Raw genomic sequence first — 22,950 nt, forward strand, 5'->3', positions numbered from 1 at the left:
GCCGCCAGCATCCCCATGCTCAGCACGATCCAGCTCAGCATCGCCACCGCCAGCCGTCCCCGCGGCTTCGGGTACTCGACCCGGCTCACCATCAGCCAGGCCACCCCGATGATCGCCAGCAGCGTCGGCACGAAGGGCAGCTCCATGAGCACGATCGCGACGACGGTCAGCGCGCCGAACGGGCTCGGCATCCCCTGGAAGATCCCGTCACGCAGCGTCACGCAGGAGAACCGGGCCAGGCGCAGGATCACCGCCAGCAGCACCACCACCGCCGCGACCACCGACACCCGCTGGTGCGAGTCCGGGGCGACCATGCCCCAGGTGACGACGAAGTACGCCGGCGCCAGCCCGAAGCTGATCAGGTCGGAGAGGTTGTCCAGCTCCGCCCCCATCGCCGAGGCACGCAGCTTGCGCGCGACCAGCCCGTCGAACAGGTCGAAGATGGAGGCCAGCAGCATCAGGATCACCGCCATGGCGGCGCTGTGCCGCGCCATCCCGCCGTCCTCGTTGCCCGTCAGGTGCGGGATCAGGACGCCGGTGGTGGTGAAGTAGACGGCCATGAAGCCGCAGATGGCGTTGCCGAGAGTGAGCGTGTCCGCTATCGACAACCGCGTCGACAGCGGCATGTCGTCGGCCGTGTCCTCCTCGGCCTCCGCGACCCAGCCGGGCTGTGTGTCGGGATCAATCACGGTCAAGACGAGTCACCCCCGCGGTGGTGGCCTGGCCGACCTCGACCGCGGCCTCGACACCCGCCGGGAGGTAGACGTCGACGCGCGACCCGAAGCGGATCAGGCCGATGCGCTCGCCCTGCTCCACCTTCGAGCCCTGGGGCACGTAGGGCACGATACGGCGGGCCACGGCACCGGCGATCTGCACCATCTCGATGTCGCCGAGCTCGGTGTCGAAGTGCCAGACGACCCGCTCGTTGTTCTCGCTCTCCTTGTTGAACGCCGGGACGTACCCGCCGGGGATGTGCTCCACGGACGTCACCGTGCCGGCCAGCGGCGCGCGGTTGACGTGGACGTTCAGCGGGCTCATGAAGATCGCGACGCGGGTGCGCCCGTCCTTCCACGGCATGATGCTCTGCACCACGCCGTCGGCCGGGGAGATGACCCGGCCCTGAGCGATCTCCCGCTCGGGGTCGCGGAAGAACCACAGCATGCCCGCGGCCAGGGCGGTGGCGGGCACGGCGGCGGCAGCCCAGCGTCCCGAGCGACGGGACCGGGCCAGACTGACCGCTGCCGTCGCGACGGTCGGCAGGAGCCACGGCGACGCTCCGCGCGCGAGGCGGACACGACCGCGTTGTGCAGAGGATTGGCTGTGGGGCATGGATGACCTTCGTAGCGGAGGATGCCGCATATGCAATGGGGGACGGCGGCTTTCCCGGGATGGTATCGGTTGCGAGCGGCAACTGGCCAAGAGCCAGAGCCAATCCGTGGCCGAAGCATGATGACGGGGTGTGATCTTCGTCCTGAAGAAAACACCCCAAATCGGGCGTTCACCCCTGGATTCGGTACTCCTCCAGTAGCCGTCGGCCGATGATCATTTTCTGGATCTCGGCGGTACCTTCACCGATGAGGAGCATCGGTGCCTCCCGGTAGAGGCGCTCGATCTCGTACTCCTTGGAGAAGCCGTAGCCGCCGTGGATGCGGAACGCGTCCTCCACCACCTCCTTGCAGTACTCGGAGGCCAGGTACTTGGCCATGCCCGCCTCAAGGTCGTTTCGCTGGCCGGAGTCCTTTTTGCGCGCGGCGTTGACCATCATCGCATGGGCCGCTTCCACCTTTGTCGCCATTTCGGCAAGTTTGAACTGAATCGCCTGGTGCTGGGCGATCGGCTTGCCGAACGTGTGCCGCTGCTGCGCGTACGAAACGCCCAGCTCGAAGGCGCGCTGCGCGACACCGCAGCCCCGCGCGGCCACGTTCACCCGGCCGACCTCGACGCCGTCCATCATGTGATAGAAGCCACGCCCGGTCTCGCCGCCGAGGACCCGGTCGGCGGGGACGCGCAGCCCGTCCATGATCAGCTCGGTGGTGTCGACACCCTTGTAGCCCATCTTGTCGATCTTGCCGGGGATGGTGAGGCCCGGCCGGACCTCGCCGAAGCCCGCCTCCTTCTCCACGAGGAAGGTGGTCATCGACTTGTGCGGCGCGGTGCCCTCCGGATGGCCCTCGTCCGTACGGCACAGCACCGCGACCAGAGTTGACGAACCGCCGTTGGTCAGCCACATCTTCTGACCGGTCAGTACATAATTCTCGCCGTCCCGTACGCCCTTGGACGTGATGGCCGAGACGTCCGAGCCGAGCGCCGGCTCCGACATCGAGAAGGCGCCACGGATCTCACCCGCCGCCATCTTCGGCAGGAAATGGTCCTTCTGCTCCTGCGTGCCGTGCTGCTTGAGCATGTACGCCACAATGAAGTGGGTGTTGATGATGCCCGACACGCTCATCCAGCCGCGGGCGATCTCCTCCACCGTCAGCGCGTACGTCAGCAGCGACTCGCCGAGGCCCCCGTACTCCTCCGGAATCATCAGCCCGAAGACGCCGAGTTCCTTCAGGCCCTCGACTATCTGCGTCGGGTACTCGTCGCGGTGCTCCAACTCGGTCGCGACCGGCAGAATCTCTTTGTCGACGAAGTCGCGGACCGTGGAGAGGATTTCCCGCTGGATGTCCGTCAGGCCCTCGGTTCGTGCGAGGCGTCCGCTCATGTCACTTCTCCTTCCGGGCCGGTTCCCGCAGCTCCGGGCGGCCCGGCTGCTCGCCGCCGCGCTCCTTGACGTACGTCGCGGTGGGCACCATCACCTTGCGCCGGAAGACGCACACCAGGGTGCCGTCCTGCTTGTAGCCCTTGGTCTCCACGGACACGATCCCGCGGTCGCTCTTCGACTTCGACGGCGTTTTGCCGAGCACCGTCGTCTCGCCGTAGAGCGTGTCCCCGTGAAAAGTCGGCGCCACATGCTTCAGCGACTCGATTTCCAGATTCGCGATGGCCTTGCCCGACACATCCGGGACCGACATTCCCAGCAACAGCGAGTAGATGTAGTTGCCGACGACGACATTCCTGCCGAAGTCGGTGGTCCGCTCCGCGTAGTTGCTGTCCATGTGCAGCGGGTGGTGATTCATCGTGAGCAGACAGAAGAGGTGGTCGTCGTATTCCGTGACCGTCTTTCCCGGCCAGTGCTTGTAGACGTCCCCGACGGTGAATTCCTCATAGGTACGGCCGAACTGCATCGCGCTCACGCCTCCGGGGCTTCGAACTTCGAGGTACGGGTCATGCCGGCGGCGCGGCCCTTTCCGCTGACGACGAGCGCCATCTTGCGGCTGGCCTCGTCGATCATCTCGTCCCCGAGCATCGCCGAGCCCTTCTTGCCGCCCGCCTCGGAGGTGTGCCATTCGTACGCGTCGAGGATCAGCTCGGCGCGGTCGTAGTCCTCCTGCGACGGCGAGAACACCTCGTTGGCCGCCTCGACCTGACCCGGGTGCAGCACCCACTTGCCGTCGAAGCCCAGCGCGGCGGCGCGCCCGGCGACCTCCTTGTAGCCGTCCACGTTCTTGATCTGGAGGTAGGGGCCGTCGATCGCCTGGAGGTCGTGGGCGCGGGCCGCCATCAGGATGCGCATGAGGATGTAGTGGTACGCGTCCGCGCCGTACCCGGGCGGCTGCTCGCCCACGACCAGCGTCTTCATGTTGATGGAGGCCATGAAGTCGGCCGGGCCGAAGATGATGGTCTCCAGGCGCGGCGAGGCGGCCGCGATGGCGTCCACGTTCACCAGGCCCTTGGCGTTCTCGATCTGCGCCTCGATGCCGATCCGGCCCGCCTCGAAGCCCATCGTCGTCTCGATCTGGGTGAGCAGCAGGTCGAGCGCCACGATCTGCTGGGCGTCCTGGACCTTGGGCAGCATGATGCAGTCCAGGTTGGGCCCGGCGCCCTCGACGACGGTGATGACGTCCCGGTACGTCCAGTGCGTGGTCCAGTCGTTGACCCGCACGACGCGGGTCTTGCCCGACCAGTCACCGTTGTTCAGCGCGTCCACGATGGTGTGCCGGGCGCCTTCCTTGGCCAGCGGCGCGCAGGCGTCCTCCAGGTCCAGGAAGACCTGGTCGGCGGGGAGGCCCTGGGCCTTCTCCAGGAAGCGCGGGTTGCTGCCGGGGACGGCGAGGCAGGAACGGCGGGGGCGAAGGCGGTTGACGCCACTCATGCGGGGACCTCCAGGGGGTCGAGCTTGTTCGCGGTACGGATCTCGTCGACGATACGGCCGATGATCTCCGTGATACCGAAGTCCTTCGGGGTGAACACGGCCGCCACTCCGGCTTCCCGGAGGGCCGCCGCGTCGGCGTTGGGGATGATGCCGCCGACGATGACGGGAATGTCGCCGCCGCCGTTCTCGCGCAGCCGCCGCAGCACGTCCGGCACCAGTTCGGCGTGCGACCCCGACAGGATCGACAGGCCCACGCAGTGCACGTCCTCCGCGACGGCCGCCGTGACGATCTGCTCGGGCGTCAGCCGGATGCCCTGGTAGACGACCTCGAAGCCGGCGTCCCTGGCCCGTACGGCGATCTGCTCCGCGCCGTTGCTGTGGCCGTCCAGCCCCGGCTTGCCGACCAGCAGTCGCAGCCGGCCGGTGCCCAGGTCGGCGGCGGTCCGCTCGACCTTCGCGCGGACCGTGGCGAGCGGCGTGCCCGCCTCCGCGGTGACGGCGAGCGGCGCGCCCGAGACGCCGGTCGGCGCCCGGAACTCGCCGAAGACGTCCCGCAGCGCCCAGGCCCACTCGCCGGTGGTGACGCCCGCGCGGGCGCATTCGAGGGTCGCGGCGAACAGGTTCGTGTCGCCGGCCGCGGCCTTCTTCAGCGCCGACAGGGACTCCTGCGCGCGTGCCTCGTCGCGGTCGTCCCGCCACCGGTGGAGCGCGCGCACCACGCCCGCCTCGTTGTCCGGGTCGACGGTCATGATGGCCGTGTCGAGGTCGGCGGTGAGCGGGTTCGGCTCGGTCGACTCGTAGCAGTTGACGCCGATGATCTTCTCCTCGCCCGCCTCGATCCGGGCCCGCCGCTCGGCGTGCGAGGAGACGAGCTGCGACTTCAGGTAGCCGGACTCGACGGCGGCCATCGCGCCGCCCATCTCCTCGATCCGGGCCATCTCCGCCAGGCAGTCCTCGACCAGGGCCGCGACCTTGCCCTCGATGACGTGCGACCCGGCGAAGATGTCGTCGTACTCCAGCAGATCCGACTCGTGGGCCAGCACCTGCTGGATGCGCAGCGACCACTGCTGGTCCCACGGCCGGGGCAGGCCCAGCGCCTCGTTCCAGGCCGGGAGCTGCACGGCGCGGGCGCGGGCGTCCTTGGAGAGGGTGACGGCCAGCATCTCCAGGACGATCCGCTGGACGTTGTTCTCCGGCTGCGCCTCGGTCAGGCCGAGGGAGTTGACCTGGACGCCGTAGCGGAAGCGCCGCTGCCTGGGGTCCTCGACCCCGTACCGCTCGCGGGTGACCTGCTCCCAGATGCGGCCGAAGGCGCGCATCTTGCACATCTCCTCGATGAACCGGACCCCGGCGTTGACGAAGAACGAGATCCGCGCGACCACGTCACCGAACTTCTCCGGCGGGACCTGCCCCGAGTCCCGTACGGCGTCGAGCACGGCGATCGCGGTGCTCATCGCGTACGCGATCTCCTGCACCGGCGTGGCGCCCGCCTCCTGCAGGTGGTAGCTGCAGATGTTGATCGGGTTCCACTTCGGGATGTGCGCCACCGTGTACGTGATCATGTCGGTGGTCAGCCGCAGGCTCGGGCCCGGCGGGAAGACGTGCGTCCCGCGCGAGAGGTACTCCTTGACGATGTCGTTCTGCGTGGTGCCCGACAGCTTGGCGATGTCGGCGCCCTGCTCCTCGGCGACCACCTCGTACAGCGCCAGCAGCCACATGGCCGTGGCGTTGATGGTCATCGAGGTGTTCATCTGCTCCAGCGGGATGTCCTGGAACAGCCGGCGCATGTCGCCGAGGTGCGAGACGGGGACCCCGACCCGGCCGACCTCGCCGCGGGCGAGGACGTGGTCCGGGTCGTAACCGGTCTGCGTCGGCAGGTCGAAGGCGACCGACAGGCCCGTCTGGCCCTTGGCGAGGTTGCGCCGGTAGAGCTCGTTGGACGCCTCCGCGGTGGAGTGCCCGGCGTAGGTCCGCATCAGCCACGGACGATCCTTGTGACGTTCGGTCATGTTGGTCCGTACTCTCGGGGTCGGCCCGTCCGGGTCAGACGTTCCGGAACCGGTTGATGGCGTCGATGTGCCGGGCGCGCTTCTCCGCGTCGCGCACGCCCATGCCCTCCTCGGGCGCCAGCGCGAGCACGCCGACCTTGCCCTGGTGGAGGTTGCGGTGCACGTCGTACGCGGCCTGCCCGGTCTCCTCCAGCGGGTACGTCTTCGACAGCGTCGGGTGGATCTTCCCCTTGGCGATCAGCCGGTTGGCCTCCCACGCCTCGCGGTAGTTGGCGAAGTGCGAGCCCACGATGCGCTTGAGCGACATCCACAGGTAGCGGTTGTCGTACTCGTGCATGTAGCCGGAGGTCGAGGCGCAGGTGGTGATGGTGCCGCCCTTGCGGGTGACGTACACGGAGGCGCCGAAGGTCTCGCGGCCGGGGTGCTCGAAGACGATGTCGATGTCCTCGCCGCCGGTGAGCTCACGGATGCGCTTGCCGAAGCGCTTCCACTCCTTCGGGTCCTGGGTCCGCTCGTCCTTCCAGAACCTGTACCCCTCCGCGGTGCGGTCGATGATCGCCTCGGCGCCCATCTTCCGGCAGATCTCCGCCTTCTGGTCGCTGGAGACCACACAGATCGGGTTGGCACCGCCGGCCAGCGCGAACTGCGTGGCGTACGAGCCGAGTCCGCCGCTGGCGCCCCAGATCAGCACGTTGTCGCCCTGCTTCATGCCGGCGCCGTTGCGGGACACCAACTGCCGGTACGCGGTGGAGTTGACCAGCCCGGGGGCGGCCGCCTCCTCCCAGCTCAGGTGGTCCGGCTTGGGCATGAGCTGGTTGGACTTGACGAGCGCGATCTCGGCGAGGCCGCCGAAGTTGGTCTCGAAACCCCAGATGCGCTGCTCCGGGTCGAGCATCGTGTCGTTGTGCCCGTCGGCGGACTCCAGCTCGACGGACAGGCAGTGCGCGACGACCTCGTCGCCCGGCTTCCAGGAGTTCACGCCGGGGCCGGTGCGCAGCACGACGCCCGCCAGGTCGGAGCCGATGACGTGGTACGGCAGGTCGTGGCGCTTGGTGAGCGGGGACAGCCTGCCGTAGCGCTCCAGGAAGGCGAACGTGGAGACCGGCTCGAAGATCGAGGTCCACACGCTGTTGTAGTTGACCGAGGAGGCCATGACGGCCACCAGGGCCTCGCCGGGGCCGAGTTCGGGCACCGGCACCTGTTCGACGTGCAGGGACTTGCGGGGGTCCTTCTCCTTGGTGGCGAGGCCGTCGAACATGTCGGCCTCGTCCTTGTGCACGGTCACCGCGCGGTAGGAGTCGGGCAGGGGCAGAGCGGCGAAGTCTTCGCTGGTGCTCTCTGGCGCGAGGATCGCGTCAAGTATCTGGTTCACGGTGTGCCTCCGGCGAAGCCTGTCGAGGGAAACGGCTTGAGGGAACGTCGGGGGTGGTGCAGAGGCGATGCCGTCGGTTCGGCTGAGGGGTGTTCCGGCAGCGCTGGTGAGCGCGGTGAGGGTGCCTGTGACGCAGGCGTCCGGGCGGGCAGGCACGAGTGGCTTGCTGGGACAGCCGGCACGCGGTGGTTTCCCCAGCCATCGCTGGGAGCGGACCCCGTGCGCCGGCCGCCCGGACAACATCAACGTATGACACCGCGTGCCAGTCGACAAGACACTGAGTGCCAAAAATTTCTCTCAGATGTCACCCAAGGGGCACGCATGAGCGGCCTGGTGCCGGGCCTGAATGGTGAAATGTCGCCGTTTGGCAGGCGCGCAATGGGTACGAATCTGGCGCCGGGCGTGGTGCACGCCACCCCCGGCGCCAGGCGTACAGGTCTCAGGACCGCTGCTTGAGTGCCTTCTCGATCGTGCGCATGACCTCGTCCAGCGGCGCGTCCGTACGGGCCACCGTGACCAGCACCTCGCCCTGCTTCGCCACCCGCGCCGGGGAGTCCTGGGGATCCCCGCCCAGGGCGCGGCCCGCGCCGATGCCGGTGCCGAAGGTGGCGCGGACGATCCCGAAGGCGTGGTCGAGCTGCGCCTCCACGTCACCCTCGGCGCCCGCCCGCAGCCAGCGCCGCAGCACGTGGTTGTGCGCGGTGACCACCGCGGAGGCGGCGACCTCGGCCAGCAGTGGGTCGTCGTCGCCCTCGTGGTGGGCGCCCTCGTCGAAGTGGCCGAGGAGATAGCGGGTGAAGAGCCGTTCGTAGCGGGCCACCGAGGCGATCTCGGCCTCGCGGAGGGTGGGGACCTCACGGGTCAGCCGGTAGCGCGCCACGGAGACGGCGGGGGACGCCGCGTACATCCGCATGACTTCCTTGATGCCGCGGCAGACCGTGTCGAGCGGGTTCTCGTGCGCCGGCGCGGCGTCCAGGACGGCCTCGGCCCGTACGAGGGTGTCGTCGTGGTCCGGGAAGATCGCTTCTTCCTTGGAGCGGAAGTGGCGGAAGAACGTGCGGCGGGCGACACCCGCCGCGGCCGCGATCTCGTCGACCGTCGTCGCCTCGTAGCCCTTGGCAGCGAACAGTTCCATCGCGGCGGCCGCCAGTTCGCGGCGCATCTTCAGACGCTGGGCGGCGGCCCTTCGGGTGCCGGGAGTGGGGGCTTCGGATCCGTCGGACGGCTGCGTACGGGCGGGCTGGGACATGTGGGGACGGTACTGCATATTCCCGCTGCCTGCGGCATCAGCCGTCGCACGGGCCCCCGCACGGGAGGGCGGGCCGCCGGAGGGTTCCAGCAGCCCGCCCCACCCGCCGCCCGTCGGCCGGGCCGTCCGCCACGCGTCAGCGCCGGGCGTACTCACGGAAGCCGCGGCCGGTCTTGCGGCCCAGGCAGCCCGCCGCGACAAGGTGCTCCAGCAGCGGCGCGGGCGCCAGGCCCGGGTCGCGGAACTCGGCGTGCAGCACCTTCTCGATGGCCAGCGACACGTCCAGGCCCACCACGTCCAGCAGTTCGAACGGGCCCATCGGGTAGCCGCCGCCCAGCTTCATCGCGGCGTCGATGTCGTCCGGGGTCGCGTAGTGCTCCTGGACCATCTTGACCGCGTTGTTCAGATACGGGAACAGCAGCGCGTTCACGATGAACCCGGCCCGGTCGCCGCAGTCCACCGGGTGCTTGCGGACCCGGGCGCACACCGCGCGCACGGTCGCGTGCACCTCGTCCGAGGTCAGGACCGTCCGCACGACCTCCACCAGCTTCATGGCCGGCGCCGGGTTGAAGAAGTGCATCCCGACGACGTCCTGCGGGCGCGTGGTGGCCCGCGCGCAGGCCACCACGGGCAGCGAGGAGGTCGTGGTGGCCAGGACGGCGCCCGGCTTGCACACCTTGTCCAGAGTGGCGAAGAGCTGCTGCTTGATCCCCAGGTCCTCGGCGACCGCCTCCACCGCCAGGTCCACGTCGGCGAAGGCGTCCAGCGACCCGGCCGGGGTGATCGCCGTGAGGGCGGTGTCGCGCGCCTCGGCGGTCAGCCGTCCCTTGGCGACGGAGCGGTCCAGGGACCCGGCGACCCGCGCCTTGGCCGCCTCGGCCTTCTCCAGGCTGCGGGCCGCCAGCACCACCTGGAAGCCGGCCTTGGCGAAGACCTCGGCGATCCCGCTCGCCATCGTCCCGGAACCGGCCACCCCGACACCGCGCACGGTGCGCCCGGAGGCGAGGTCATGGGTGTCGGTGGGGGTGTGGCCGTCCGGCACGACCACCGCGCTGCCCGGCGCCTCGTACGTGTAGAAGCCGCGGCCCGCCTTGCGGCCGGTCAGCCCCGCCTCGGCGAGCTGGCCCAGGATCGGCGCGGGCGCGTGCAGCCGGTCGCGGGAGGCGGCGTACATGGCCTCCAGGACGGTGCGGGCGGTGTCCACACCGATCAGGTCCAGCAGCTCCAGCGGGCCCATGGGCAGGCCGCAGCCCAGCTTCATCGCGGCGTCGATGTCCGCGCGGGACGCGTACCGGGACTCGTACATCGCGGCGGCCTGGTTCAGATAGCCGAACAGCAGCCCGTCGGCGACGAAGCCCGGCCGGTCGCCGACCGCGATCGGGTCCTTGCCCAGCTCGCGGGCGAGTTCGGTGACCGCCGTGACGGCGGCCGGCGCGGTCAGGACGGAGGAGACCACCTCGACCAGCCTCATGGCGGGCGCCGGGTTGAAGAAGTGCAGGCCCAGAACGCGTTCGGGGCGCGCCGAGTCGGCGGCCAGCCGGGTCACGGACAGCGCGTTGGTGCCGGTGGCGAGGATGGCGTCGGGCCGCACGATGCCGTCCAGCGCGGTGAAGACCTGCCGCTTGAGCTCGTACTCCTCCGGCACGACCTCGATGACGAGGTCCGCCTCGGCGGCGGCCTGGAGGTCACGGAACGTACGGAAGCGGGCCAGCGCGTCCTGCCGCGCGCGCTCGGTGACGCGCTCCCGGCGCACGGCCCGCGCGGTGGACGCCTCCAGCGCCGCGACGGCCCGGCGGGCGGCGGCGTCGTCGAGGTCGATGCCGATCACCTCGCGGCCCGCGAGGGTGAGGATCTCGGCGATGCCGGTGCCCATCGTGCCGAGACCGACGACGGCCACGGTGGCAAGGGGCTGGGAGACGCCGGCCGGCGAAGAGCCGGTGGAGGAGGTGGAGACCTTGGGGACAGTGGAGACATCGGTCGAGAGGTCAGGGGTGGACTTACGGTCCATCGCGAGACTCCAGGGAGTGGATCCCGTGCGCCGGGGTTCCCGTGGAGCGGGGGCCCGTGTACGCAGGCGGGAAGTGACGACTGAGGAGGGGCCGGGCACATGCGCGAACAGGCATGTACGAGGCGGGTGTTGCCGCGGCGGGCCCTGTCCCGGGGCCGCGCCGTGAGCGTCGTGCTGGACGCCGAACCGACTGCACGCTGTGGCGGCTGCGTCACCAGGCCGCCCGGGCGGAGGTGCTGCCCGTGCCCAGCAGATTAACTCGCCGGTAACCAGGAGCGCCAGGGGGTGGCGCGGGGATTTGGGCTGTGGCTCGGGCCACGTCGGACGTACCGTGAGAAATCCACAGGAGGGGAGTGGCAAATGGAAGATGAATTCCATGAGTTGACGGACCGGGTGCGTGCCGAACTCCGCTCCCCACAGGACCTCGTCGCCTACGAGCGGCTCCTCGGGCTGGCGCGCAAGAACACCCCGGCGGGGCGCGAGGAGCTGGCCCAGGTGCTCACCGCCGTCGAGCGCCCGCTGTGGGCACGCGAGATCGCGGCGTTCATCCTGGGGACCGCCGGCGACCGCCGCGCCTTCGAGACGCTCGTCCTGCTCCTCAACTACCGCGACCCGGTGCGCTGCGCCACCGCCGCCCACGCCCTCGGCCGCCTCGGCGACCCGCGCACCGCCCGCGCCGCCGCCGCGCTCGCCACCAACCCGCTGCGCACCGCCTACGCCCTGCACCCGGTCCGCCTGCTCGCCGAACTCCGCGCCCCCGAATCCGTACCGGCCCTGATCGCCACCCTGGAACGCCTGCTCACCCCGCACAACCCGTACTGGCGGGTGGCCCTCGCCTGCGTCGAGGGCCTGGGCGCCCTGGGTGACCGCCGCGCCGTCCCCGCCCTCACCGCGGCCCGCGACCACCCCCGCCTCGCCGCCGCGGCAGCCGCCTCCCTGGCCCGCCTGGGCGTTCAGGAGGAGCCGGGGGAGCGGGCGGGGCCCTGAGAGGGCCGGTGGGGCCCCTCGCCGGCCGGCGGGAGGGCCCGGAGGTAGCGCACCTCGGGTACGGCGGCGCCCGCGACCTCGTACGTCTCCTCGGCGCCGTCGGCCCGGAAGCCGGCCCGCTCGTAGAAGCGCCGGGCGCGTGCGTTGCCCTTGAGCACCCACAGGCGCAGCGAGCGGAAGCCCTGCTGTGCGGCGCGCAGCAGGCAGGCGTCCATCAGGGCGCGCCCCACGCCCGTCCCGATGCGCTCGGGAAGCAGGTAGAGGGCGTACAGCTCGCCCTCGGGCGCCGGATGCGGCGGTTCCCCGCCGACGGCGCGGACGGGTCCGAAGGCGGCCCAGCCGACGAGCCCGCCGCCCTGCTCCGCCACCAGGCCGACCACCTCGGGCGGCGCCACGGCGAAGCGCGCGCGCCGCTCGGCGGCGTCCTCGGCGGCGCTCATCCCGTCCAGGTACGCCTGCGGCATCAGCCCGGCGTAGGCGGCCTGCCAGCCGCGCACCCGGATGGCCGCCACCGCGTCGACGTCGTCCAGCCGCATGTCCCGTATCCGCGTCGGCTCCCCCATGGGCCCGACGCTAGGCGTTCGCGCCTGGCGCCGTCGACAACATTTCGGGCGGCGGCGCATGAGTACGGCACGGCGGCGGGGGAGGGGCGGGGCCGCGTCGGCCGCATCGCGCTCCCTCCTGAATCCCTCGCTCCCGGACGCCTCCATCCGTTCGCGCATGCGATTCGACCGCGTAAGAGAACGTGCGTTCCCCCGATGGTTGTCAAACCGTCCCCGGCGCGCCGCCGGGCCGGGTGCCGGAGGGTCCGGCCGGGGCGGCCACGGGCCCGTGCCGCGCCTAAGGTGGTGCTCCTGCGGCACGGCGCGGCGCCGGTACGGCCCGCGGGGCCGCGGGAACAGCAGACGAGCACCGGAGGAAGAGACACATGGGCCAGGTCGAGGCCACCACGCAGCGCGAGATCGCGGCGGACCCGGAGGACGTGTTCGACGCGCTCGCCGACTACAGCGGTACCCGCCAAAAGCTGCTGTCCGAGCACTTCAGCGAATACGAGGTGCGCGAGGGCGGCGACGGCAAGGGCACCCTCGTCCACTGGAAGCTCCAGGCCACGAGCAAGCGGGTGCGCGACTGCCTGCTGGAGGTCGACGAGCCGACCGACGGTCAACTGGTGGAGAAGGACCGCAACTCCTCCATGGTGACGACCTGGGTCGTCACCCCGGCGGGCCAGGGCCGCGCCAACGTCGTCGTCACCACCACCTGGCAGGGCGCGGGCGGTGTCGGCGGCTTCTTCGAGCGGACCTTCGCGCCCAAGGGGCTGGGCCGCATCTACGACGCGGTGCTCGCCAACCTCGCCACGGAGACGGAGAAGAAGTAACCCGGCGCTCCCGCCGACGGACCGGGCGGAGCCGCGCTCCTGGGAAGGGGCGCGGCACGCTCACCGGTTCGGGTGGTTTCCGTCGGCCCGCCGCCCGTGCCGGAACGTCCCGCCAGCTCCGGGAAACGCCTGATGGGCGCCCGACGCGCGCCCCGGGCACCGCAGTTGCCCCCCGTGTCGCCCCGTCCGCCGCCTCCCGCCGCGCTTGAACGCCGTTGCCCCCGGTGCGAGAAAGGGGCGGCGGCGCAGGCGTGACGAGGGGAGCATTACGTGGGCGGTACCACCCTGACCGAACAGGGGCGGTGGGCGGCGGCACCGGACGCCCGTCCGGTCTGGACGGAGGACGGCGGGCCGCCGGGCCCGCGTGGGGCCCCGCTCCTCCTGTCGGGCCTGCTGGCGGCCCTGCTGCCGGGGGCCCTCGGCGCGACGGTCGCCGTCACCGCGCTGCCGCGGATCGCCGGCGGCCTGCGCGGCCCGGACACGGTGTCCTGGGTCGTGACCGCGTACCTGTTCGCCGCCGCGGCCGGCCTGCCGCTGCACGGCAAGTTCGGTGACGCCTTCGGCCGCAAGGCCGCTCTGGTCCTCGCCGCCGTGCTGTTCACCGCGGGCTCGTGGCTGGCCGGCCGGTCGCACACCATGGGTGAGCTGACCGCCTTCCGCGCCCTCCAGGGAGCCGGCGCGGGGGGCCTGCTGATCGGTGTCCAGGCAGTCGTCGCGGGCCTCGTGCCGCCGCGGCTGCGCGGCCGGATCATGGCGGTGGCGGGGGCCGCCTGCGGACTCGCCTGCGCGGCCGGGCCGTTGCTCGGCGGCTACCTCACCGAACACGCCTCCTGGCGCTGGTGCTTCTTCTCCGGTGTGCCGTTCGGTGTCCTGGCGCTGCTCGTGGCCGCGTGCGCGCCGGGGCTGCCCAGGCCCGCCGTACGGCCCCGACCGGACCCGGCGGGCGTGCTGTTGCTCGCCGCCTGCGCCACCTGCCTGGTACTGATCGTCAGTTGGGGCGGTACGGAGTACGGCTGGACCTCGCGGATCGTGGTCGGGCTCGGGCTGGGCGCGCTCGGCACCGCCCTGATGTTCGTGGCCGTCGAGTACTTCGTCACCGACCCGCTGCTGCCGCCGCGTCTCTTGCGGGACGCGGTGTTCGCCGTGCCAGGGCTGGTCGGCGCGGTCCTGGGCGTTGCCCTCTTCGGCGCCGCCGGATACCTGCCGACCTTCCTGCCGGTGGCCGACGGCGCGTCGCCCGCCCGGTCGGGCCTGCTGATGCTGCCGGCGACGGCCGGTCTCGCGCTCGGCGCGGTCGTCTGCGGCCACCTCGTCCGCCGTACCGGGCGCCACCGCGTGTTCCCGGTCCTGGGCTGCGCGCTGGCGGGCGGGGCGGTGTGGCTGCTGTGCCGGGCGCCGCAGGCCGCCGGGCAGCCCGTGCACAGCCTCGCGACGGGCGTGCTGGGCCTGGGGGTCGGCTGTGTGCTGCCGGTGCTCGTCCTGGCCGTACGGGACTCCGTACGGCGCGCCGGGCTCACCACCGTCACCAGCACCCACACCACGCTCCGGCAGCTCGGCGGCTGCGTCGGGGCGGCCCTCTTCCTCACCTTCCTGGCCGACCGGCTGGCCGGGCGCCTGGTCCACGGCCTGTCCGGGTCCGCCCGGCGCGCCGCCGAACCGGAGTCACTCGTTCCGGGGCTGCTGGGCGCCCTGCCCGCCGTACTGCGGGACAGCCCGGCCGCGGCCTACGCGCAGACCGTGCCGCGCGTCCTCCTCTACCTCCTGCCGGTGCTCCTCCTGGGCCTGCTGCTCGCCGTCTTCCTGAAAGAGAACCCCTTGGTGTCCCACGCCTCGTCCTTCTCGTCCGTTCCGATCCCCCCGCCCGCCGGGCCGTGGGAGGCGGTGGCCGTGCCGCAGGCCCGTACCGAGGCGGTCGTGCCCGGCCCGCCGGAGCGCCCGGAACCGGACCGCACGCCGCGGGCACCGGCCGCCGACGCTCCTTTCGTGGCCGACGCCCCGTTCGCGGCCGACGCTCCTTTCGTGGCCGACGCCCCGTTCGCGGCCGACGCTCCTTTCGTGGCCGACGCCCCGTTCGTGGCCGGCGTCCCGATGGGCGGCACCGTCCGGCACCGCGACGGCAGCGCGGTGCCCCGCGCCGCTCTCACCCTCATCGGCACCGACGGCCGGCAGGTGGCGCGCGGCGCGACCGGTGCGGACGGCCGGTACGCGCTGAGCGCGCCGGGCGCCGGCGCGTATGTGCTGATCGCCGCCGCCGGCGGGCACCGGCCGCAGGCGGTGGCGGTCACGGTCGGCGAGCGGCCGGTCGGGCTCGACCTGCTGCTCGGCGGAGCCGGACGGCTGGCCGGCGCGGTCACCACCGCCGACGGCACACCGGTGCGCGACGCGGCGGTCACCCTCACCGACGTGCGCGGCGAGGTCGTCGCCACCGGCCGCAGCGGGCGCGAGGGCGGTTATGTCCTGACGGAGCTGGTGGCCGGTGAGTACACGCTCGCCGTGAGTTCCCCCGCGCACCGCCCCGCCGCCCTGCCGGTCACCGTCGAGTCGTCCCGGGAGACCCGGCAGGACATCGAGCTGGCGGGCGGCGCGGTGCTGCGCGGCACCGTACGGTCCGGTGGCGGGCGCCCCGTCGAGGACGCCCGCGTCACGCTGCTGGACGCGGCCGGCAACGTGGTGGACTCCGCGACCACCGGCCCGGACGGGCTGTTCCGCTTCGTCGACCTGGCGGCGGGCGAGTACACCGTCGTCGCGGCGGGCTACCCGCCGGTGGCGACGGTCCTCCAGGTCACGGGCGGCGGCCGCACCGAGCGCGACCTCCAGCTCGGGTACGGGGACTGACCGCCCGTCCGCCCGGTGCCGGTCGTACGGACCGGCACCGGCCCGCCCGGCCCGGGTGCGGGCCGGGCACCGGCGCCCCGGATCAGGTGCGGCGCCACAGCGCCGGGACGGCCGGCGGTTCCCATCCGGCGCGCGCCGTGTGCGGCTGGAGGCACGCGTACGTGGCGCCGTCGTAGCCGACCTGGTCCCCCGCGCGGTAGTCGGCCCCGGGGGCCCAGGTACCGCCGGGCGGTTCGGTCGGCTTGCCGGTGGGGGCCGGGGTGGTCCCGCCCCGTACCCGCAGGACGAAGTCGAACGACGCCTCCTTGGCCGGCCCGTTCTGCCGCACGTTCATCAACAGCGCGGGGTCGAAGAGCGGGTCGGTGTTGTTGCGCGGTTCGCCGGGGAAGTAGAGCTGCGTGGTCAGGATCGGCTGGTTCGGTGCCTGGAGCTTCACGTGCAGATGCCGGGTGCGGCCCGGATAGAGGCCCGGCACGATCGTGGTGAGCTTGAACGCGCCGCGCTGGTCGGTGAACTGGTGCCCGCGGAGGCGGAACCCCACGTTGTCGTACGCGCCGTTGGCGTCCGCCTGCCACCAGTCCAGCAGGACATCGGCCAGCGGCCGGCAGGTCAGCCCGAAGACGAACCCGCTCACGGTGAGCCGCGTGCCCTGTGTACCGGGCTGGATCAGCGAGTCCCGCAGCGGCGAGTTCGGCTTGAAGTACGGGCCCTCCATCTGCGGCGGGGTGGGATCGTCGCCGTCGTCGCAGTACGGGGTGGGGGTGAGCGGGCCTTCGGAGGGCTTGGTGTCCCGGGCCAGGGCGGCGCCACCGAGCAGCATCGGTAACGGCACGGCCGCGACGGCGGCCTTGAGCACGTTCTTGCGGCTGATCGGTCTGCGCCGACCGCCGTGCTGCACGGGCTCGGTGCTGTCTGTGCGTTCGTCGTCCATCGCGCGCTCCTGTGAGCAGGGGGAAGGGCGGGAAGGCCCCGGGCACGGGGTGGCGGGGGCCGGGGCCGCCCCCGCCTCGTGGGGCCGGCTGACGGCGACAGACGCTATTCGGGCCGCCGCGGCGCTTCGATGGACTGGGCGCGGGGGTCATGGTGAATTCCTCCGGTGCCGCCCGTGGCACGGCGGAAGTCGCCGGGGCTCAGCCCCGTCTCCCGGCGGAAGAAGCGGCAGAAGTACGCCGGGTCGCCGAACCCCACCCGGCGGGCCACCTGGGCCACCGTCAGGCCGGAGCCGGACAGCAGCCGCTTGGCCTCCACGGTCTGCGCGTGCCGGATCAGCCGGCCGGGGGTCCGGCCGGTGCCGCGCTTGACCAGCTCGGCCAGGTGCCCCACGGAGACGCCGAGTTCCTCGGCGTAGGAGCGCACCGACCGGCCCAGCGAGCCCGGTTGCGCCAGCAGCCGGGTGAACTCCCGGGAGACCAGGGCGGCCCGGCCCGCCACGCAGTCCGTGCGCCGGGCGCCGGGGCGGCCACCGCCGTGATCAGAACCGTGCGGTGCGTCCGGGCCCGGCGCGCCCCGCGGGGCGGACATCCGCAGCGCGCGGGCGATCAGGATGTGCAACTGCGCCTGGAGCACCGACGTGAACGACGGGGCCCGCTCGCCGTACTCCCACAGCATCTCGCCGACCAGGCCGGCCAGCCGCGCCGCGTCGTCGGGCCCGGGCCGCATCCACGGGCGCTCGCCCAGCCGCGTCAGCGCGTCCCGGTCGCCGGGGTGGGCCAGCAGGAAGTCGTCGGTGAACACGATCACCCAGCCGCGCAGGCCGTGCACACCGTCCCAGTAGTGCACCTGGCCCGGTGTGATGAAGCACAGGTGGGGCGGGCGCAGCGGCCGGCGGTCCTCGTCGAGGACGTGGGCGCCGGTGCCACCCGTCACGTACACGATCTCGTGGAAGGAGTGCCGGTGCGGGAAGCCGGCCCGGGAGAGGGGGCCGATGGTGTCGAAGGAGCCGATGGCGAAGGGCAGCAGGTGGGGGGCGGGCACGTCGAGGCGGTGCAGCGGTACGGGGCCGTCGGCCTGGTCGTTGCCGCCGCGCGGGGCGAAGACGTCCGGTGCGGGGCCTGCCCGCCGCCCGCCCCGGGGGGCGGCGGCCCGGCGGGCTCCCGCGGTCACCTGTTCGGTCCGTCTGGGCACGTCCTCACCCTACGGGCGCCCGCAAGACCGCGACCGGTACGGCTGGTTCCGCCGGGCGGCACCCGCCCGCGCACGGCGCGCGGCGGGGGCGGCGGACGGGCGGTGGCGGGCACCCGGGGTGACCGATCGGCTCGCGCCATGGTCGTTCACGCGGGGCGCACCACCTATTCGGTGAATGCGGCCCGCGCTGTCACCCCACGGTCGTACCGTGGTAGCGGTGGTGCAAGATCGGTGTACGAAGGAGCAACCGCCCATGGAGCGTGGCCCGTCGCACGGCGACGACAGGGTGGGCGCGGCGCCTCAGGTGCCGGCGCCACGGGACACCGTGCCCGGGCGGATCCCGCTCGCCGTAGTGGTGGTGGACGCCGACGGACGGGTCTCCCACTGGAGCACGGGCGCCCGCAAGCTCTTCGGCCCCGCCCGGGAGGAGGCGGTGGGCGCGCCCGCCGTCGATCTGATGCCGGTCTCCGGGGCGCTCGGCGAGCAGGAGTGGACGGCGCGCGGCCGGTACGAGGAGCCGGCGGACGGGCGGTGCGACGGGCCCGACCTGGAGGCGTCGTTGGGCGGCCAAGCCGCCTACCCCACCGCGGGGCGCGCCCGCATGGCGGACGTGGAGCGCGGCACGGTCGACCTCCTGTGGTGGGCGTATCCCCTGGTGGGCCCGGGTGCGGAGCGGCTGCTCGTGCTGGCGGCGGACGCCGACCAACTGCACGGCCGCGGCGGCGCGGACGACGCGGAGAACGAGCGCTTCGCCCCCGGCTTCGCGCTGCACACGGACTTCGAGGGGTCCGAAGTACTGGCCGCCCAACTGCCCCAGATCCTCCCGAGCATGAGCCCCCAGGAGAGCGCCCGGATCGTCTCCCAGGTGCTGGAGCTGGGCTATCCGGTGCTGGAGATCAGTCAGCAGGAGCGCTTCCCGGTCACCCCCGACTGGGGTGTGCCGCGCCGGGTGGAGCGGCGGGCCCGGCTGCTGCGCGCCGCGAGCGGCGCGGCGGACGCGCGGGCCGCCGCCGAGGCCGCCGCGGAGCTGGAGTCCGACCTCGAATACGCCGCCGTCCGCGAGCGGTTGGAGTTCCTGAACGAGGTCAGTGGCCGGATCGGCTCGTCCCTGGACCTCGCCCACACGATCCAGGAGGTCAGCGAGGCCGTCGTACCACGCTTCACCGACGTCGCCGGCACCTACCTGCGCGAGCAGGTCATCGCGGGCGAGGGCTTCCCCGACGGCCCGCCGGACGCCACGACGCTGTGGCACCGCGTCGCGGTGGAGCACAACGACGAGCCGGGCCGGTGGGACGACGTCGTCCCGGTCGGCGAGTCGATGCCCTTTCCGGTGCACACGCCGTTCTTCCAGTGCATGACCACCGGCGAGCCGGTGCTGATCCCGCGCATCAGCGAGGAGCTGGGCAACGCGATCGCCGCCCAGTTCGAGAAGCGGGACATCAGCCCGCTGATCAACCGGCGCTCGCTGCTGGTGGTCCCGCTCAAGGCGCGCAACGTGGTGCTGGGCTTCATGATCCTGCTGCGTCACCCGGAGCGGATGGAGTTCAACGACATGGACCGGGTGACGGGCGCCGAGCTCGCCGCCCGCGCCGGTCTCGTGCTGGACAACGCCCGTATGTACACCTACCAGGAGAATGTCGCCGAGACCCTCCAGGACAGCATGCTGCCGCGCATCGAACCGCGGATGGCCGGCTGTGACACGGCCACCCGCTATCTGCCGGGCACCCGCCTCGGCCGGGTCGGCGGCGACTGGTTCGACACCATCAAGCTGCCCGGCTCGCGCACCGCCTTCGTCGTGGGCGACGTGATGGGCCACGGCCTGAACTCCGCCGCGATGATGGGCCAGCTCCGTACGGCGGTGCAGACCATGGCCGCGATCGACATGCACCCGGCCCAGTTGCTGCGCAGCCTGGACGACCTCGCGCAGCGGCTCGGCGACAACTACCTCGCCACCTGCCTGTACGCGGTCTACGACCCGATCGGCCGGCGGCTGGTGATCTCCAACGCCGGGCACATCCCGCCGGTGCTGGTGCGCGCCGTGGACGGCCGCAGCGAGCTGCTGGACCTGCCGACGGGCGCGCCCATCGGTGTCGGGGGTGTGCCGTTCGAGGCGGTCACGGTCCCCGTCGCGGCGGGCGACCGGCTGGTGCTGTGCACGGACGGCCTGGTCGAGGTGCGGGGTGAGGACATAGGCGTGGGCCTGGCGGCGCTCGCCGAGTCCGCCGCGCATCCGGCCGCGTCCATGGACGACGCCTGCGACGCCATCATCCGCGCGCTGAACGTGCGGGGCGGCCGCAAGGACGACGTGGCGCTGCTGATGGCGCGGCTCAACGGCATCGCCCCTGCGGACGTCGCCGAGTGGCGGCTGGCCACCGACGCGCGCGAGGCGGGCCGCGCGCGTCGCCTTGTCCGCGGCCGGCTGGCGCAGTGGGGCCTTGAAGCGGCTTCGGAGACCGCCGAGCTGCTGGTCAGCGAGGTCGTCACCAACGCCGTACGCCATGCGCACACCCAGCACGTGGTGCTGCGGCTGGTGCGGACGGACGCCCTGCTGTGCGAGGTGTCGGACGACGATCACATCCTGCCGCAGATGCTGAGCGCGGCGGACGACGACGAGTTCGGGCGCGGCCTGCGGGTGGTCAGCAGGCTCGCGCGGGAGTGGGGGACGAGCCGGACGGCGACCGGCAAGACGGTGTGGTTCGAACAGTCGCTGTCCCGTACCGCGAGCGCCTGGCCGCGCGACGGGCGTGCGCCGGTCCGCGACGGCGCGTGAAAGAACGGTCGACAGGCTTGCGGGAGGCCCGCGTACGGCAGTAGCAATTGGCCATGAGCGCTTCGAGCCACTATCTGCGGGCGTGGGAAGGCTTCTGGCGGGACGCGCCGGCCGGCGAGGGCGAGGTCTTCTGGGACTCCGATCCCTCGCTGACGGCCGAGCTCCATCTGCCGCTGTTCGCGCCCCACTTCGACGCCGCGCTGCCGGTCGTCGACCTGGGCTGCGGCAACGGCACCCAGACGCGCTTCCTGGCGGGGCGCTACCGGCGCGCGGTCGGCGTCGACCTCTCGGAGGCGGCCGTCGCGCACGCCCGCGCGGACGACCCGTCCCGAATGGCCGAATACCGGCGCCTGGACGCCGCCGACCCGGCGGCGGTACGCGCCCTGCACGGCGAACTGGGCGACGCCAACGTGTATCTGCGCGGCGTCCTGCACCAGTGCGCCTCCGAGGACCGGCCCCGGATCGTCGAGAACGCCGCGACGCTGCTGGGCCGGACCGGCCGGATCTTCGCCGTCGAACCGGCCGAGGCGTCCAGGGACGTCTTCGCCTCGCTCGCGCGGAGCCCCGGGGGCCCGCCCGGCAAACTGCGGGCCGTTCTCGCGCACGGTATCGCGCCCGGCGAGATGGCCGACTCGGTCGTCCCCGGACTGCTGGCCGCCTACGGGCTGCGGGTGATCGCCACCGGCCGGCTGCCGCTGATGACGACCGAGTACCGCGCGGACGGTTCCCGGATCGAGATCCCCACGAACTGGCTGGTCGCCGGCGCGGCGGACTGACCGAGGGCGCACCTCCTCCCGCTCTGCCGCTCCCCGGCGCACCGGAAGCCGCTCGCGCATCGGCTTCCGGTACCCCCTGCGCTTCCCCTGTACGGCGGATACGGCCCGGCCCGCGGTGTGACGCGGGGCGCGAGCGGCCCACGGCACGGTGGTGCACGGCCGGGCGATCCGGCCGTCGGCGGGTCCCGCCGGGCGGCGCGCCCGCCCGGGAAGGGCCCCGGCCGGGTGCCGGGCCCGCACGGGGTGGGGCCGGGCACCCGGCCGTACGGACGCACTTGGGCCGAGGTCGCAAGTGCGGTGGCCGGTCGTGGTTATGGTGGGAGGCCTGCCCGGCGGCGCGGCCCGCCGGGCCGGTGCCGGAGCGGTCCGCCTCCTAGCTGTGACGGGACGGTGCATGGTGAAGATCCTCATTTCCGCGGACATGGAGGGCGCCACCGGAGTGACCTGGCCGGACGACGTGCTGCCGGGTCACGCCCAGTGGCAGCGCTTCCGGCCGGTGTTCACCGGCGACGTCAACGCGGCGATCGCCGGGTTCTTCGACGGCGGCGCGGACGAGGTGCTGGTCAACGAGGCCCACTGGTCCATGCGCAACCTGCTGCTGGAGCAGCTCGACGAGCGGGCCCAGTTGCTGACCGGCAAGCACAAGGCGCTGAGCATGGTCGAGGGCGTTCAGCACGGCGATGTGGACGGCGTCGCCTTCGTCGGCTACCACGCGGGCGCCGGCACCGAGGGCGTGCTGGCCCACACGTACCTCGCCAACTCGCTGACGGGCGTGTGGGTGAACGGCACGCGGGCCAGCGAGGGCTACCTCAACTCCCTGGTGGTGGCCGAATACGGTGTGCCCGTGGTGCTGGTGACCGGCGACGACCGGACCTGTGAGGACGCCGCCGGGTACGCGCCCGGCGCGCGGGCCGTGGCCGTCAAGGACCACGTCTCGCGGTACGCGGCCGTGTGCCGCCCGCCGGCCCGTACGGCGGCGGACATCAGAGCCGCCGCGCGCGAGGCGGCGGCCCTCGCGGTGCGCACCGAGCCGGTGCACGGCGGCCCGTTCACCGTCGAGATGGAGTACGACGCCGAGCACCTGGTGGGCACGGCGACCTGCGTCCCGGGAGTCGAGCGCACCGGCGAGCGGCGCACCGCGTACACCAGCGAGAACATGTACGAAGCGATCCGCTGCTTCAAGACGGTCACCACCGTCGTGTCGTCGGCGGTGGAGGAGCAATATGGCTGACAGCGCCGACGGCGAC

16 protein-coding genes and 2 pseudogenes are annotated in these 22,950 nt (G+C 72.5%); 6 read left to right on the forward strand and 12 right to left on the reverse strand.

Translation table 11 applies throughout. The features are described 5' to 3' along the window. Nucleotides 1-80 precede the first annotated feature (80 nt). The 9 genes and pseudogenes from ACH4EB_RS06360 to ACH4EB_RS06400 form a co-directional block, all read right to left on the reverse strand. Nucleotides 81-626, reverse strand: a pseudogene (locus ACH4EB_RS06360) (CDP-alcohol phosphatidyltransferase family protein); the annotation flags it as partial. Nucleotides 627-681: 55 nt separating this feature from the next. Continuing rightward, entirely contained in the window at nucleotides 682-1,329 is a 648-nt protein-coding gene (locus tag ACH4EB_RS06365) for a phosphatidylserine decarboxylase (RefSeq protein ID WP_030020415.1), read from the reverse strand. Nucleotides 1,330-1,498: 169 nt separating this feature from the next. After that, nucleotides 1,499-2,707 carry an acyl-CoA dehydrogenase family protein gene (locus ACH4EB_RS06370; RefSeq protein WP_398346176.1) on the reverse strand — a complete coding sequence of 403 codons (1,209 nt, stop codon included), beginning with the start codon at nucleotides 2,705-2,707 and terminating at the stop codon, nucleotides 1,499-1,501. Nucleotide 2,708: 1 nt separating this feature from the next. Continuing rightward, nucleotides 2,709-3,230, reverse strand: coding sequence for a MaoC family dehydratase (locus ACH4EB_RS06375; protein WP_398346438.1), 522 nt, complete (start codon nucleotides 3,228-3,230; stop codon nucleotides 2,709-2,711). Between the two features lie 5 nt (nucleotides 3,231-3,235). Beyond that, nucleotides 3,236-4,198, reverse strand: coding sequence for an HpcH/HpaI aldolase/citrate lyase family protein (locus tag ACH4EB_RS06380; protein ID WP_398346177.1), 963 nt, complete (start codon nucleotides 4,196-4,198; stop codon nucleotides 3,236-3,238). Continuing rightward, nucleotides 4,195-6,222, reverse strand: a pseudogene (locus tag ACH4EB_RS06385) (protein meaA); the annotation flags it as partial. The pseudogene ACH4EB_RS06385 and the gene ACH4EB_RS06380, both read right to left, overlap by 4 nt. Nucleotides 6,223-6,241: 19 nt before the next feature. After that, nucleotides 6,242-7,579 (reverse strand): crotonyl-CoA carboxylase/reductase, encoded by a 1,338-nt coding sequence (gene ccrA, locus ACH4EB_RS06390; protein WP_398346178.1) that lies wholly within the window; start codon nucleotides 7,577-7,579, stop codon nucleotides 6,242-6,244. 439 nt (nucleotides 7,580-8,018) lie between these two features. Then, a complete protein-coding gene (locus tag ACH4EB_RS06395; protein ID WP_398346179.1) occupies nucleotides 8,019-8,828 on the reverse strand; it encodes a TetR family transcriptional regulator in 810 nt (269 codons plus the stop codon). A gap of 136 nt (nucleotides 8,829-8,964) precedes the next feature. Next, complete coding sequence (locus tag ACH4EB_RS06400) at nucleotides 8,965-10,836, reverse strand: 3-hydroxyacyl-CoA dehydrogenase family protein (RefSeq protein WP_398346180.1); 1,872 nt, start codon at nucleotides 10,834-10,836, stop codon at nucleotides 8,965-8,967. A gap of 360 nt (nucleotides 10,837-11,196) precedes the next feature. On the opposite strand from ACH4EB_RS06400, the gene ACH4EB_RS06405 reads away from it, so the two are divergent. Continuing rightward, nucleotides 11,197-11,823: a HEAT repeat domain-containing protein gene (locus ACH4EB_RS06405; RefSeq protein WP_398346181.1), complete on the forward strand. Its 627-nt coding sequence runs from the start codon at nucleotides 11,197-11,199 to the stop codon at nucleotides 11,821-11,823. Here ACH4EB_RS06405 and ACH4EB_RS06410 read toward each other — a convergent pair. Beyond that, nucleotides 11,790-12,386: a GNAT family N-acetyltransferase gene (locus ACH4EB_RS06410; protein WP_398346182.1), complete on the reverse strand. Its 597-nt coding sequence runs from the start codon at nucleotides 12,384-12,386 to the stop codon at nucleotides 11,790-11,792. The two genes, ACH4EB_RS06405 and ACH4EB_RS06410, sit on opposite strands and share 34 nt — an antisense overlap. 365 nt (nucleotides 12,387-12,751) lie before the next feature. Here ACH4EB_RS06410 and ACH4EB_RS06415 point away from each other — a divergent pair, with 365 nt between their 5' ends. Continuing rightward, entirely contained in the window at nucleotides 12,752-13,198 is a 447-nt protein-coding gene (locus ACH4EB_RS06415) for an SRPBCC family protein (RefSeq protein WP_398346183.1), read from the forward strand. 270 nt (nucleotides 13,199-13,468) lie between these two features. After that, complete coding sequence (locus tag ACH4EB_RS06420; protein ID WP_398346184.1) at nucleotides 13,469-16,033, forward strand: MFS transporter; 2,565 nt, start codon at nucleotides 13,469-13,471, stop codon at nucleotides 16,031-16,033. Between the two features lie 82 nt (nucleotides 16,034-16,115). On the opposite strand, the gene ACH4EB_RS06425 is transcribed toward ACH4EB_RS06420, so the two are convergent. Further along, nucleotides 16,116-16,964 (reverse strand): carbohydrate-binding protein, encoded by an 849-nt coding sequence (locus ACH4EB_RS06425; RefSeq protein ID WP_398346185.1) that lies wholly within the window; start codon nucleotides 16,962-16,964, stop codon nucleotides 16,116-16,118. A gap of 104 nt (nucleotides 16,965-17,068) precedes the next feature. Then, nucleotides 17,069-18,022, reverse strand: coding sequence for a helix-turn-helix domain-containing protein (locus ACH4EB_RS06430; RefSeq protein WP_398346439.1), 954 nt, complete (start codon nucleotides 18,020-18,022; stop codon nucleotides 17,069-17,071). Nucleotides 18,023-18,410: 388 nt separating this feature from the next. Here ACH4EB_RS06430 and ACH4EB_RS06435 point away from each other — a divergent pair, with 388 nt between their 5' ends. The 3 genes from ACH4EB_RS06435 (at nucleotide 18,411) to ACH4EB_RS06445 (ending at nucleotide 22,934) form a co-directional block, all read left to right on the forward strand. Next, on the forward strand, nucleotides 18,411-20,927 hold the full coding sequence (locus ACH4EB_RS06435) for a SpoIIE family protein phosphatase (RefSeq protein WP_398346186.1): 2,517 nt from the start codon (nucleotides 18,411-18,413) through the stop codon (nucleotides 20,925-20,927). Nucleotides 20,928-20,980: 53 nt separating this feature from the next. Further along, nucleotides 20,981-21,703: a class I SAM-dependent methyltransferase gene (locus tag ACH4EB_RS06440; protein ID WP_398346187.1), complete on the forward strand. Its 723-nt coding sequence runs from the start codon at nucleotides 20,981-20,983 to the stop codon at nucleotides 21,701-21,703. Nucleotides 21,704-22,100: 397 nt separating this feature from the next. After that, nucleotides 22,101-22,934 carry a M55 family metallopeptidase gene (locus tag ACH4EB_RS06445; protein ID WP_398346440.1) on the forward strand — a complete coding sequence of 278 codons (834 nt, stop codon included), beginning with the start codon at nucleotides 22,101-22,103 and terminating at the stop codon, nucleotides 22,932-22,934. The last annotated feature ends 16 nt before the right edge of the window (nucleotides 22,935-22,950 follow it).

The organism is Streptomyces sp. NPDC018045, assembly GCF_044327445.1.
GTDB lineage: Bacteria > Actinomycetota > Actinomycetes > Streptomycetales > Streptomycetaceae > Streptomyces.